The sequence below is a fragment of the Paraburkholderia sp. SARCC-3016 genome, assembly GCF_031119615.1.
Classification (GTDB): domain Bacteria; phylum Pseudomonadota; class Gammaproteobacteria; order Burkholderiales; family Burkholderiaceae; genus Paraburkholderia.
The window spans coordinates 37,002-50,215 of record NZ_JAVHZD010000008.1 but is presented as its reverse complement, the minus strand read 5'-3'; the positions used below and the strand labels follow the sequence as shown (position 1 = coordinate 50,215).

The 13,214-nt window shown below is 64.1% G+C and carries 10 protein-coding genes; 8 read left to right on the top strand and 2 right to left on the bottom strand.

Annotation, left to right across the window (positions count from 1 at the left end):
* The first annotated feature begins 47 nt into the window (after window positions 1–47).
* The 5 genes from QYH69_RS10030 to tssF all read left to right on the top strand — a co-directional run bounded on the left by QYH69_RS10030 (window position 48) and on the right by tssF (window position 8,248).
* On the top strand, window positions 48–668 hold the full coding sequence (locus QYH69_RS10030; protein WP_308831712.1) for a hypothetical protein: 621 nt from the start codon (window positions 48–50) through the stop codon (window positions 666–668).
* Between the two features lie 552 nt (window positions 669–1,220).
* Entirely contained in the window at window positions 1,221–1,487 is a 267-nt protein-coding gene (locus tag QYH69_RS10025; RefSeq protein WP_075157057.1) for a PAAR domain-containing protein, read from the top strand.
* The gene (locus QYH69_RS10020; RefSeq protein WP_308831711.1) at window positions 1,487–2,791 is read left to right on the top strand and encodes a hypothetical protein; all 1,305 of its coding nucleotides are present in this window, start codon (window positions 1,487–1,489) and stop codon (window positions 2,789–2,791) included. The genes QYH69_RS10025 and QYH69_RS10020 overlap by 1 nt, the downstream gene beginning before the upstream one ends.
* Window positions 2,775–6,434, top strand: coding sequence for an ImcF-related family protein (locus QYH69_RS10015; RefSeq protein WP_308831710.1), 3,660 nt, complete (start codon window positions 2,775–2,777; stop codon window positions 6,432–6,434). The genes QYH69_RS10020 and QYH69_RS10015 overlap by 17 nt, the downstream gene beginning before the upstream one ends.
* On the top strand, window positions 6,431–8,248 hold the full coding sequence (gene tssF / locus QYH69_RS10010; protein WP_308831709.1) for a type VI secretion system baseplate subunit TssF: 1,818 nt from the start codon (window positions 6,431–6,433) through the stop codon (window positions 8,246–8,248). The genes QYH69_RS10015 and tssF overlap by 4 nt, the downstream gene beginning before the upstream one ends.
* Before the next feature lie 20 nt (window positions 8,249–8,268).
* Here tssF and QYH69_RS10005 read toward each other — a convergent pair whose 3' ends face one another.
* The gene (locus QYH69_RS10005) at window positions 8,269–9,864 is read right to left on the bottom strand and encodes an FAD-dependent oxidoreductase (RefSeq protein ID WP_308831708.1); all 1,596 of its coding nucleotides are present in this window, start codon (window positions 9,862–9,864) and stop codon (window positions 8,269–8,271) included.
* Window positions 9,865–10,349: 485 nt separating this feature from the next.
* On the opposite strand from QYH69_RS10005, the gene QYH69_RS10000 reads away from it, so the two are divergent.
* Genes QYH69_RS10000 through QYH69_RS09990 form a run of 3 tightly spaced genes read left to right on the top strand, consistent with a single transcriptional unit; the run spans window position 10,350 to window position 12,855 of the window.
* Window positions 10,350–11,552 carry an acyl-CoA dehydrogenase gene (locus QYH69_RS10000; RefSeq protein WP_308831707.1) on the top strand — a complete coding sequence of 401 codons (1,203 nt, stop codon included), beginning with the start codon at window positions 10,350–10,352 and terminating at the stop codon, window positions 11,550–11,552.
* Between the two features lie 17 nt (window positions 11,553–11,569).
* On the top strand, window positions 11,570–12,205 hold the full coding sequence (locus QYH69_RS09995) for an SAM-dependent methyltransferase (RefSeq protein WP_308831706.1): 636 nt from the start codon (window positions 11,570–11,572) through the stop codon (window positions 12,203–12,205).
* Window positions 12,202–12,855: a glycosyltransferase gene (locus QYH69_RS09990; RefSeq protein ID WP_308831705.1), complete on the top strand. Its 654-nt coding sequence runs from the start codon at window positions 12,202–12,204 to the stop codon at window positions 12,853–12,855. Before QYH69_RS09995 ends, QYH69_RS09990 begins: the two co-directional genes overlap by 4 nt.
* Before the next feature lie 29 nt (window positions 12,856–12,884).
* On the opposite strand, the gene QYH69_RS09985 is transcribed toward QYH69_RS09990, so the two are convergent.
* Window positions 12,885–13,103 carry a hypothetical protein gene (locus tag QYH69_RS09985; RefSeq protein WP_308831704.1) on the bottom strand — a complete coding sequence of 73 codons (219 nt, stop codon included), beginning with the start codon at window positions 13,101–13,103 and terminating at the stop codon, window positions 12,885–12,887.
* Window positions 13,104–13,214 lie beyond the last annotated feature (111 nt).

The following is a 13,214-nucleotide window of genomic DNA, read 5'->3' as shown; positions in this document are numbered from 1 at the left end:
GGGCATATAGCGGCCGCGTCGGAGCGCTTTGAACAAGTGAAGATGCAATGAGAAAAGCAATAGTAGCGGTAGCAGCGTGTGGGTTGATGGCGTCGACGGCTAATTCAAAGCAACCTGGTAAATTTGAGACTGTCGAGATTGAGGTCGCTTTCGGCCAATGTCACTTCAAATTGAAAGATCCGTATGGAGCGCACTTTCGCGCAACGAAATCTCGTCTGCCGCCATTGGCAAATTACATTGCAAATGTCAACACGGGCGGGGCTTACCCGTTTGAAATATGGATTCAGTTTAGTTGTCAAGATCCGGCAACTGCACAAACATTATCCGAACGTGCTCTTATCAAAATGACTGATAAAGGGTGGGTTCTTGATCCAACGCCAGGCCGCGAAATAATCGAACAACAACATACGACGTTTTATCCGCTACACGGCAAAGGATGGATTGGAGGGGGTACAACACAGGATGATGTGAACGGAGATGAGGCTCGGCGCATGCGTACTTTCAATTTTTGTATTCCGCATCGGCAGCTTGCAGTTTGCGGATATGTTGATGTTGGCTACCTGTTAAAACCGAGGGAATCTATGTTTCCTCAGGTCGTTCAGTTATTGCAAAGCATCGAATTTATCGACGTGCAGTCTGTCGCACCGGCAGATACGGCAAACCCATGATTCGATGATAGTTGAATAACTGACAGAAATAATTTCTGCGCGGAGAATTGTGTGAAAAAGGTGTAGCAATATTATTTTTATTTTCCATGCTTCGGGGCATTTTGAAGCAGTCTCGGAGATATATTGCTTTTCTCCCGACAAGGGTGTTCGAGAATTTGAGCTGTGCACCTATGATGATAGATCCACTAAATGGCAAGGTGCGTTTGTTAAATATTGGAATTGAAAATCGCTAGTGTTGTTGGTGACCAAGGATGGAAAAAATCCTTGATAAAATTTAACCATCCCGAGCTACCACAACTTGGATGGAATCGTATGGCGGAAAAATCACGGGAGAGTACCAAATGGTGAGCCAAGGTGTAAATATCATTTTAATGACCTATAGAAACTGTCAAACCGGAAGTAAATCTAGCTCATTTTTTTAGTCGTCACTGGAAACGGGGTGCGCATGGTGATTTCAAGATGTGAAGCAGCACAAGTTCATCGAAACAAAACCTGTCAGCTCCACTAACTCAACGGACACCCGAACAAACCTACACCACGATCATTCAACAAATGACCTCCAGATCCCCCATCCGCCAAGGCGACGCACTCGAAAACGGCGGCGAAGTGACAACCGCATCGTCCGGCATGACGTTCATGGGCCGCCTGCTCGCCTGCCGGGGCGACGAAGCGCTCTGCGCGCTGCACGGCAAGACCACAATCGCCGAAGGCGCGGCATCATTCCCCGGCAAGACCGGCCAACCCGTCGCTATGCATCGGCATCTGTGCGCGTGCGGCTGCCGGCTGATCTCGTCGCTGCTGAACGTGAGCATCGCCTGATGCCGATCGATCTTTCCCCTGCCGGGCCGCCGAGCGCCTACCCCGCGCACGGGCCGCGATTCTGGCCATGGCTCGGCATCTGGTTCTTCACCAACGCAGTCGGCGCAACGATTGTGGTTTTACTGTGGCCTGCAGGCACGCCGACACGAGGACTGGAATTCTGGTTCTGGGTCTTCGGAATGCCAAACAGTGTCTTCGTGATGCTGCTCGGCCTCGATCGTGCCGGTTACGAGACACATTGGCTTCGCGCGCATTACCGGAATATCCATCGCCGCAACTGGCTCGACGACAAGGTACGCGAAGCGCAGCAGCCGCTGCGCGTATTGGGTATCGGTTACAGCGTGCCACTCGGCGATCAGTCTCTTGCCGAGGCGATCGAATCGGGAAAATCGGTGATGAAGGTCCAGCGCCCGCGCCGTGGCCCGGGAACCATCCTGCACACCCGCTTCGCGGAAGACGAGACGCAAACCGACGACCCGTCCGATGTTCGGCCCGACGAAAACAACGGCGAGGCCGACAGACAACCTGCACCACAGCCCCAACAGGTGGCAACGATCGCGCTCAAGATTGCACAGGCGTTGGAACCGCTTGTCCCGAGTCTTCGCGCGCTCACCGCGTACGATCCGGTTCACTGGCCCGAGGCACGCGTGCTGGCCGAACCCGGCGAAGAAGCGTCACACGTGCAGCACGTGCGCGACGCGTTGCGCGTCGCCGGTCTCCCGCCGCTCGCATGCCACGCGGTCTGCGCGGCGGACGGCTTGCTCGTCGCCGATGCATGGCTCGACGCTCGCGAACACCGGCCGCTCCTCGTGATAGCCGCGACATGGCACGACGCAAAACCGCCCGCGAACAGCTGCGAAGCGTGTGTCGCGGTGCTGCTCGATTCGGGCTTCTATCGATTGCCCGCGCCGGTAAATGTTATCGGTTTGCTGCACCGTCCCGTAGCCGGAGAACTTTCGGCGCTTGGCGACCTGTTCGCGAATGCCTCCATCTGGGGGAACGTTGCGGGTGCGGACGTCAAGCGCGCATGGATTACGGGCCTTGATAGCGAGCACGACACTGCGCTCGTCGCGGCTTTTCGCGAGGCGTCGCTTTCCGCTATCGCAAAACAGGACGCGCAGCGGCGCCCCGACCGCATTGTCGGCGATGCGGCAGCCGTCAACAGCTGGCTGTCCATGGCGGCGTCTCTCGGGTCGGGTGAGCCTGGCCCGCATCTGATTGTCGATCGTGCACAGGCCGCGATCCTTCACGTCTATCCGCAACATTCCACGCTCGAATCCACGTACGATGCCTCCGACGCATAACACTCAGATACTCAGCGCAGAAGCCACGCAATCGCAATCGCGTTCGCGACGCTTCGCCGTCTGGGGCTTTCCGCTCGCGGTCTTCGCGCTTGCACTGTCGGCGGGTGCGCTCATCTGGTCCAAAGGCGAACTGTTCGGCCTGCCATCGAAAGACGCGCGCATCGCGGCGCTACTGTGGACGGCCAGCGCACTCGTCGTCATCGTGTTTCTGCACTCGATCGCGCTGATGTTCGGCGCCTATGCGATGGCGGCGCGCCTGTTCCGTCACGAAGCCGGCGCAGGCAACGAACCGCGCGCGACGCGGTTCAAACGCGATCCGCGCCTGCAATACGTGATCGAGGAACTGCGCGTCGCCCATGGCTGGCGCTGGCGTAACCGTACGCCGTGGCTGATGTTGACCGGCAGCGACGAGCGGATCGACGAAGCGGCGCCGGGTCTCAAACAGGCGGGCGCAATGCTGGTCGCCGGCACGGTGCTCGTACATGCGGCGCCGGACGGCATCGAAGCCGCTCAATGGCGCCGGCACATCAGCCGGGCTCGCCGACGCCGACCGGTCGATAGTCTCGTGCACGTCGTGCGGATGGGGGAGGGGGCACGGCTCGAATTCGATCAGGCGCGCAAGCTCGCGGCCATTGCGTCGGACCTCGGCTGGGCGGCGCCCATCACGTTTCTACATACCGTCGAGGCAAGCGGCGGACAGCCGGAGCGATTCGAAGCAGTCGGCGCATGGATGACGGCGCGCACGAGCAAAACAAAGCAGGCGGCGGCCGGCACACTGAGCGACGATCTGATCGAACTCGAATGGCTTACGGCGAGCCCCGGCGTCGAACTGTGCGTCGAGCAGGGATGGATACGTTACCTCGCGCAGGTGTCGAAATATATCGGCGACCAGCGCGACCGGATTGTCGAAAACTGGACCGGACTCGTCGCATCAGGATGGTTGCGTGCGCAACTGGCCGGCGTCATGTTCGCACCAGTCTATGGCGGCGCAGGCCGCACGCCCGTACCCGTACCAGAGGAAGATGCCGTCGACGCGATGCAAACGACGTCGACAGGACATCCCGCCGGGACGCTACCGGCCCCGGCAGCGGTGGCGATGCGTGGGCAACCGGCCTCTCTGATTCCCGCGTGGCAGTCGATCGGCAGCAGTGCGCTGTGCCGCCGTCGCGGCAAACGCGTGGGCTTTCACTGGCCGAACGCGCTTGCCGCGCTGGCGACGGCCTGTGCGATCGGCTGGTGCGCGGCGCTGACCGTGTCGTTTATCGGCAACCGGCAGTTGGTTCTTGACGCGCAAGCGGTCGCACATGCGGCGCTTGCCGCGCAACCCGGCACACCGGATGCCCTGCGTGCGCAGCTTGCATTGCAACTGCAGATCGATACGCTCGAATACCGGCACGAACATGGTGCGCCGTGGTACCTGCGCGCGGGCCTGAGCCGCAACGACGCGCTGCTCGATGCGTTGTGGTCGCCGTATGCGGCGGTCGCGGCGCGCAACCTGCAGCGTCCCGTCGTCGCGTCGCTGGAAAAGGCATTGAGAGACATGAGCGAAGCACGCGCCGACGCACTGCAAACCGAGAGCACGCGGCAAAGCGGATACCGGACGCTGAAGACATATCTGATGCTTGCAGAGCCGCAGCGCACGGATGCGGCGTTTCTCGGGAAGGCACTGGTCGCCTCGTGGCCGCTGCCTTCCGGCATGTCCGTCGGTGAGCGAGACGACCTCGCTCGACGTCTCGCAGGCTTCTACGCCGGTCATCTGAGCGCGCACCCGGAATGGCGCGCGCATGCGTCGGACGCGCTGGTAACGGGCGCGCGCAAGATGCTCGTCAATCAGCTGGGTCTCGCAAATGCCGACGACACGGTGTACGAGTCCATGCTCGCGAGCGTGCGCGGCAAGTACGCGGATGCCTCGCTCGCGACGCTGCTCGATGGTGCAGATGCACGCGGGCTCTTCAGCACGGCGCAGACGGTGCCCGGTATCTACACGCGCGCGGCGTGGGACGGCGCCATCGCCGACGCGATCGAGAAGGCAGCCGACGAGCGCCGCGCAAGCGGCGACTGGGTGCTCGGCGGCGACGAGCGCGCACGGTCAGGCGCAAAGCTCGCCGAACGCGCGGGCGGCGCGACATCGGCGGCCGACGACAAGCGAGCCGCGCAGGCGTTGAAACAGCGGCTCGCCGCTCGCTACTTCGCGGAATACACGGCGGCCTGGCAGCGCATGCTGAACAGCATCCGGTGGCAGCCCGCGGCCAGCCTCAACGAAGCGATCGACCAGCTCACACGGCTTGCGGACGCGCAGACCTCGCCCGTGATCGCGCTGATGAAAACAATCGCGTATCAGGCGCAAGCGGGCCAACGATCGGAAGCGCTGGCCGACAGGCTGGTGCGCAGGGCGCAAGATCTGATCGGCAGGAAGAGCGGCGACAACAGCGACGACAACCGCAATAGCGGCACGCAAACGCCCGCCATCGATCCGCTCGACAAGTCGTTCGGTCCTTTGCTCGCATTGATGGGAGACCTCGGCGCGGCCGGTGCGGGCGATAGCAAGGTTGCCGGCGGGCCCGTGACGTTGAGCGGCGTAAGTCTCGCGCGTTACCTCACGGTGGCCACCACGATGCGTCTGAAACTGCAGCAGATCGCCGCGAGTCCCGATGCGCAGGCGCTGGCCCGTTTGTTGGCGCAGGCAATCTTCCAGGGCAAGTCTTCCGATCTGTCGCAGGCTCGCGAAGATGCCGCGCTCACTGCTGCCAGCCTCGGCGCACAGTGGGCGGGCTTTGGCGATGCGCTGTTCGCGCGACCGCTCGATGCGGCATGGCAAACCATTCTGCAGCCGGCCGCGGCGAGTCTGAACGAGGCGTGGCGCAACAGTGTGGCGATGCCGTTCAGAACGACATTCGACGGCCGCTATCCGTTTCTCGAAACGAATGCCGATGCATCGTTTGCCGAACTGGGACGCTACGTGCGTCCGGACACGGGCCTCGTCAGCCGTTTCGTCATGGCTGAACTTCGCGGCATTCTCAGGCGCGAGGGCGATCAGTGGGTGCCCGAAGAACTCGCGCCGCGGTTGCTGCAGATCGATCCGGCGTTTCTTGCAGCGCTTCGTCAGCTTTCGACCATCGGTGCGCAGGCCTATGCGCAGGGCGATGCCGGATATCGCTTCGAGATCATGCCGTTGCCGAGCGCGCAAGTGACACGCACCGAGCTCGTCGTCGACGGCAAACCGATTGTCTATTTCAACCAGCGGCAGTCATGGACCGCGCTCACGTGGCCCGGCGACGGACTGAACGGACGCGCCGGCCTGATGTGGCAGATGGTCAACGCGGGCTTGCGCGAGGCCTTCGACACGACAGGAGACTGGGCATTTTTGCGGCTGCTCGCAAAGGCTCAGGTCAAACAGCTCGACAGCAGCCGCTATGAACTGACGTGGGATCAGCCGGATGCGGCGCCGCTGCGTTACGTCCTGCGCACGCAGCTCGGTGCAGGTCCGCTCGATCTGCTGAAGCTGCGCGGTTTCAGAATGCCCGAGCGCATTTTCCTCGTCGGCAGGGCCGGCGCCATGCACGTGGCGCACCTCGCGCAGCCCACAGACGCAAGCATGCCGCGTGTCCCCGTTCTTCCACCCCTACCGCCGAGCTTGCAATGAGCGACGATCCAGACTTCCTGAAATACTTCGACGCTGAGATGCGCTATCTGCGCGAGGCCAGTGCGGAGTTCGCCGCGGCGCATCCGCAAGCGGCGCGGCGGCTCGGTTTACTGACGCCTGGAGCGAGGCATGAGAGTGTCGACCAGCTCTACCAGGCATTTGCCTTTCTGACGGCGCGGCTGCACGCGAAACTCGACGATGCGCTTCCGGAAATAACGGACCCGCTGCTCGGCAATTTGTGGCCGCATACGGCACGCACGATTCCGTCGCTCGCGATCCTCGAATGTGTGCCGCGCGCAGGCGAAGCGAGGCTGCTCGGCACGTTGCCCGCGGGACTCGCCGTCCATTCGAGCCCTGTCGGGCCCGATCGCGTCGTGTGCCGGTACCGCACCACGCAAAGCGTCGATTTGCTGCCGCTCGATGTGCGCGAGGCCGCGGTGGCTGTGCGCGCCGATGGCCGCACCGTGATCCGTCTCGCGTTCGACTTGCGGCATGCCGAGCAGCGGCAAATCGACGACTTGTCGCGCATTCGCTTATATCTGCATGGAGATCGGGCTACAGCGTCGGCGCTTTATGCAGCGCTCACGCGTCAGGTCAGCGCGATCGGCGTGCGTATGCCGCTGATCCGCGACGGGCAACTGCTCTTGCAGCCGGGGCTCAGGCTCGAGCGGTCGGGGTTCGGACCGTCGTCGCGCCTGTCGCCGGTCGACGAGACGCAGGCCAAGGCAGGGCAAAACTTCGACCGTGAGCAAACCATGCTCGAATATTTCGCCTTTCCCGAGAAGTTTCATTTCGTCGATCTATGCGGGTTCGATGCCGCGAGCGTGCCCGTTAGCGAAACACGCATCGAATTCGAGATCGAACTCGCGGGCTCGCTATGCGCCGATGTGCAGATCGACTCGACCAACATCCGGCTTTTTTGCACACCGGTCATCAACCTGTTCGAGGCCGACGCCGAGCCGCTGCGGCCTCGCGGCATCCACGATCGCGAGCATCGGTTGAAAGTGCAGGGCGACGACAGCGATAACGTTCAGGCGTACGACGTGGTGTCGGTGACGGCGACCGATCCGGTGAATAGCAGACGCCACGAGTACTGCGCATTCAAGGCGTTCCGTCATCGCGGCGGCATGATGCGCTTCGATGCGCCCGAACGGTATTTCCATACGGCAACGCGGGTTGGCTTGACGAATGACCGGCAGTTATCGGTAACGCTTGGCGGGCAGAGTTGGGAGCCTGGCGCATCGTCCGGAGCCGCGCCGGACCGAAACATTGCGGTGCGCGTATTGGCAAACAACGGACGCCTGCCGCGCATGGCACTCGCCGATTCGACGATTACCGAACCCGCCTCGGACTTCACCGGCATCGACCGTGTGCAAAACCTTACCGCGCCAACCATGCCGCTCTATGCGCCGCGCCAGCGCAGTCAATACGACTGGCGCGTGATCGCGCACTTCAGCGGAGGCGGCTGCGCCGAATTGAACATGCTGGACGAGCGCGTGCTGCGCGGTGCGCTTGCCTTATATGACTGGACGGAACTGCCCGACAACGCCCAGCGCATTGCGGCGATCGAGCGCGCGTGGGTGACCGCGGAAAGCTTCGTCGATTATCGGTCGGCCGTGCGCGACGTCCGGATCCACGTCGCGATCGATGCGGCGAAATTCGCCGGAGCGGGCGACGTAGCGTTGTTTGGCGACGTGCTGAGCCATTTCGTCGGACGTTACGCGAGTTTTAATTATTCCGTGCGCCTGGTGCTCATTGCCGACGGTAAAGAGACCGTCTATGCGCGCAACGACTTCGACGGAACGCCATTTTAGCGAGCCCAATTCAGGCCGGCTCAACGGCCGCTCGCGCCGATCATTCGCTGCGCTTCCTCGCAGCTGAGCGGCTCGCGCATCGCTTCGGCAAGCTTCGCTAGCTCCGTATCGCGGCCGCAGCCCAGCGCGCCTGCCACATATCCGTGCTTGCACAGCAGCGCGATGAACTCGTACTGGTCGGGCTTGCCCGTCATCACGACTTCGTCCCATGTTTGCGGGTGACCCAGATAGTTGAAGTTCCGTTCGAAGTGGTAAGTCCAGAAGAACGGTACGAGCGGCTCCGGATCGCTGCAGCCGGCCATCGCGCGAGCCGCCGCGCGCGCGTGCTGCTGCGCGACGCGCCAGTGCTCGATACGCACACGGCGGTTGTCGCCGTATGGAAACGCGGCGACGTCGCCAGCCGCGTAGAGGTTGTCGGCGACGCGCATCGACGCGTCGACGTTCAGGCCGCCATCGTCGTTGTGCGCAACGCCGGTCACGAAATGCGTCGCCGGCGCGACACCCGTGCCGACCACGAGGAAGTCGCAATCGAGCACATCGCCGCCCGAGAGCCTTACGCGCAGCGGCGTACCTGTCTCGACGCCTTCGATTTGCGTGCGCATGCGCAATTCAGTGCCGTTCTGTTCGTGAAGCCTCATGAAGATGCGGCCGAGCTCGGCGCCGAACTGCTTCTCGAACGGCACGCTGTCCGGCGAGACGACCGTCACGCGCAGATTGCGCTTGCGCAGCGATGCGGCAACTTCGAGCCCGACAAAGCTTGCGCCGAGCACGACCGCATGTTTTGCCTGCGCCGCGAGTCCCGCAAGGCGCGCCGCGTCGGCACGGTTGCGCAGCAGTAACAGCAGCTCATTGAGCGCCGGATCTTCGCTGCCGCGTAACGGCGGCATTTTCGGCGTGCCGCCCGTGGCGACGAGCGCTGCGTCATAACGCAGCATCGGCCTGCCGTCGAACTCGATTTCGCGGCGCTTTGCGTCGAGCCGCGTCGCATGCGCGTGAAGCCGCTCGATCTTGTGTCGCTCGAAAAAGCCATCGGGCAGCAGCGGCGGCACGTCGTCGATTTTCATATCGCCGGACGGTACGAATTTGCTCAACGCGGTGCGGTCGTACGGCGCGTGCGCATCGTCGTCGATCAGCACGATGCGTTCGCGATAGCCGAATTCGCGCAGCGCCGCACACGCGGCCGCGCCAGCCGCTCCCGCGCCGATGATGACGAAGACGCGCGGGGTCGCGGATTTCGTCGCGCCAGCGCCTCTCGTCGACACGGTTACCGGCTCGCCCCCGGTTCCGGTTCTGGTTTCGGCGTGTGCCGAAACCAGCACGTTGCCGCCGTCGATCTCTACCGGATAGCGCGTGAGTGGTAGCAGCGCCGGCGGCTCGACGATCGCACCGCTTGCGACGTCGAACGTCGCCTTATGCCACGGGCAGATCAGTCGCCCATGGCAGAGCGCGCCTTGTTCGAGCGGCGCGCCGGCGTGCGGGCAATCGGCGCCGTAGGCATGAACGGTTTCGCCCGCGCGAATCAGGACGATCGGCGTGTCGCCGACCTTGACGCGGCGAGGACGGCCCTCTTCGAGATCGGCAAGCGCGGCGACCTTTTGCATCGGTTGAATGGACATGGGAAACCTCGTGACGGTCGTATCTTGAAACGGAAGGTCGCGAAGGGCACGGGACATCAAGCGCGGCGCTGGTTCGGGCGCGATGGCGGGGTGCGCGATTCGCGATAGACCACGGATTGCCGGAACGCCTCGCAAACGGTGTGCCGGTGCCTTGGGAAAGGGGGCGACGACTGCAATTGCGCCGCTCGGTATTTACCCGCTTACCTGCGGTTTGCGTCGGCAGTTTCGCTCTCAGGATGGTGCTGCGTTGCGTTGCGCAGGCGCGTCGTGGCGTGCGCGTGCGATGCGCTGCCACGCCTGCAAGGCTTGTAGCTGCGACACGGCAGGCAATTTCGCGCATAGGCATGACGTTTGCGTTTGGGGTTTCGTTGGCACGGCACGCGTGCGCTGAACGGCCGCGTTGGACCGCTTCGGACCATTTGAAGCTGGCCCGACTGCGCCGATCGTTCGGGCCGTGCCGCAATGATTCCCGGACGGAGGTTTCGATGAACCACATCGGCAACGATGCGGCGCGCGACGCTGTGCGCCGCGCACAAAGCGCGGGTGACCGTGATGACGAAAATGACGGGTTTCAATGCGCGCTCGAGCAGCAGCTCGCCGCGCTGCGTTTTACAACCGATGCGCCGCAAAGCCGCGGCGCCGCGCTGGAGGCGCTCTGCGCGCGCGGCCTCGACCGCGTGCCGCTGCCGGGCCGCGGACGCACGGTCGAACGCTGGAGCGCGCTTGCCGCGGTGGCCCGGTGCGACCTGTCGCTCGTCAAGCTCTACGAAGGGCATACCGACGCGCTTGCGATTCTCGCCGAACTGCATGCATCGGGACTTGCCTCGCGCGGACAGCGCTGGGGCGTCTGGGCCGCTGAGCCGCCGAACCGCAAAGTAGCGGCGGTGCCGGAGCGAATCAGCGCGCGTTCCGATGCGAGCGGCGTATCGCGTGGAACGGCGACGGCGGGAACGGACGCCACATTGCGCCTCGAAGGCATCAAGCCCTGGTGCTCGGGCGCGGGACTACTCACGCATGCACTCGTCACGGTGTCGAGGTATGGCGAGCCTGTGCTTGCCGCAGTCGAACTCAGGCAGCCATCGGTTCATGTCTCGGACGGCGGATGGCATGCAGTCGGTATGGCGGCGACCGGCACGAGCGAGGTCTGTTTCGATGGCGCGTTAGCGGTGCAGGTCGGCGAACCGGGCGCCTATCTCGCGCGCCCCGGTTTCTGGCACGGCGGTGCCGGTATTGCCGCCTGCTGGTATGGCTGCGCGGTCGGAATTGCGGCTGTGCTGCGTGCGCACCTCGTCCGACGCACGGAGCCGCATGCCTGCGCGCATCTGGGCGCGGCCGACGCGCAACTGTCTGCCGCGGGCGCACTGCTGCGCGAGACCGCCGCATGGATCGACCGTTATCCGCGTGCCGACGCGATGCGCCGCGCAATGCGCGCACGCCTCGCAGTCGAAGAGGCGGCGACGTCGGTGCTCGCGCATGCGACGCGCGCGCTCGGGCCCGGACCGTTATGCACGGACCTGCATTTTGCGCGCGCCGCGGCGGACCTTCCGGTATTCCTGCGCCAAAGCCACGCGGAACGCGATGCGGCATCGCTCGGCGAAGCGTTGCGCAACTCGCCCGATCCAACCGCGTCACTGAGTCCGCTCGCGTGCGAGGAGCCGGACGCGCAGTGGCGGCCAGCGTGTCTGTAGCGTGAGGAACCGACCGCATGGCACTCTCCACCACCTATTTCGAAGATCTGTATCGCGAAGACGACGACCCTTGGGGTTATCGGCATCGCTGGTACGAACGGCGCAAACAACAGTTGACACTCGCCGCGTTGCCGCGCGAACGGTTTCGACGCGCATTCGAGCCCGCATGCGCGAATGGCGAATTGACCGCGCTGCTGGCGGCGCGCTGCGACGCGCTGTTCGCGTGCGATCTGAGCGGCCGGGCGGTGCAGCTCGCACGCGAGCGCTGTGCCGGACTGCGCAACGTCGTGATCGAGCAGCGCGTGCTGCCGCACGAGTGGCCTCATGCGAACGTGACCGGGGCACGGCCGGGTTCGTCCGATACGCGGTTCGATCTGATCGCGATCGGCGAACTTGCGTACTACCTCGATCCCGATGAAACCGCTCTGCTCGCGCAACGCGCGTGCGCGTCGCTTGCCGCCGACGGCACGCTGGTCGCGTGCCACTGGCGCCACGCGTTCGTCGAGCGCCGCCAGTCGGCCGAGGCGGCGCACGCCGTATTCGACTGCGCGGCGTCCCTCACCCGCATCGTTCACCACGAAGAACCGGACCTGCTGCTCGACGTGTGGTCCGCGGACGGCCGTTCGGTCGCGCAACAGGAGGGACTCGCATGATCGGCATCGTGATTCCGGCGCATAACGAAGAGGAATTGCTCGGTGCATGCCTGCGTGCGGCGCGCGAGGCGGCGCGGCATCCGCGTCTGCGCGGCGAAGCGGTGCAGACCGTCGTCGTACTCGATAACTGCGACGACGACAGTGCCGCGGTCGCGCGCGAGTTCGACGTCGAGACCATCGAGATCGACGCGCGCAATGTCGGCATTGCGCGTGCGGCCGGCGCCGATCGGCTGCTCGCGCGTGGCGCGCGCTGGCTCGCCTTCACGGATGCCGATAGCCGCGTTGCGCCGGACTGGCTCGCCGCGCAACTCGCATTGCGCGCACAGGCGGTGTGCGGGCCGGTTACCGTCGACGACTGGACGCCGCATCACGAACGCACGCGCGCCTCGTTCTATCGCACCTACATGGACGCGGACGGGCACCGGCATATTCATGGCGCGAACATCGGTGTGTCGGCGCGCGCGTATCGTCGCGCGGGCGGCTTTCCGCCGCTCGCGTGCAGCGAGGATGTCGCGCTCGTCGATCTGCTGATCGCGGCCGGCGTGCGCATCGCATGGAGCGCGGCGCCGCGCGTCGTCACGAGCGCGCGTGTCGATGCGCGCGTGCGCGGAGGATTTGGCGATACGCTCGCGGCGCTGGCTGCGGGATAGCGTGTTGAAAAGTCGAAAAGCGGGCTCGATCAGCAGGCGCCACGCATGGCATATGCGCGCATGTGCGTCGGCGGCGCTTCCGACGGCGGATCGCCGGCGGGTGGCGGCGTGCTGCCGGGTTCCCGTTCGGGGATAGGAGGCGCGTCGGGATCGTCGGCTGGCGGCGATGCGGGATCGGGCTCGATTTCAGGCGGCGTCGGCGTATGAAGACGCCAGTTGCGTGTGTCTTGCGACAGGTGACGTGTCATGAGTGGGCTCGCTTGTGGTCCGTAGCGCAGAGCCGTCGCGTGTGACGCCGGATGCGCTCGCTTCACGGAACGGGCAATCCCCATGCCACGCCGAAATCGGCGAAGGCGACG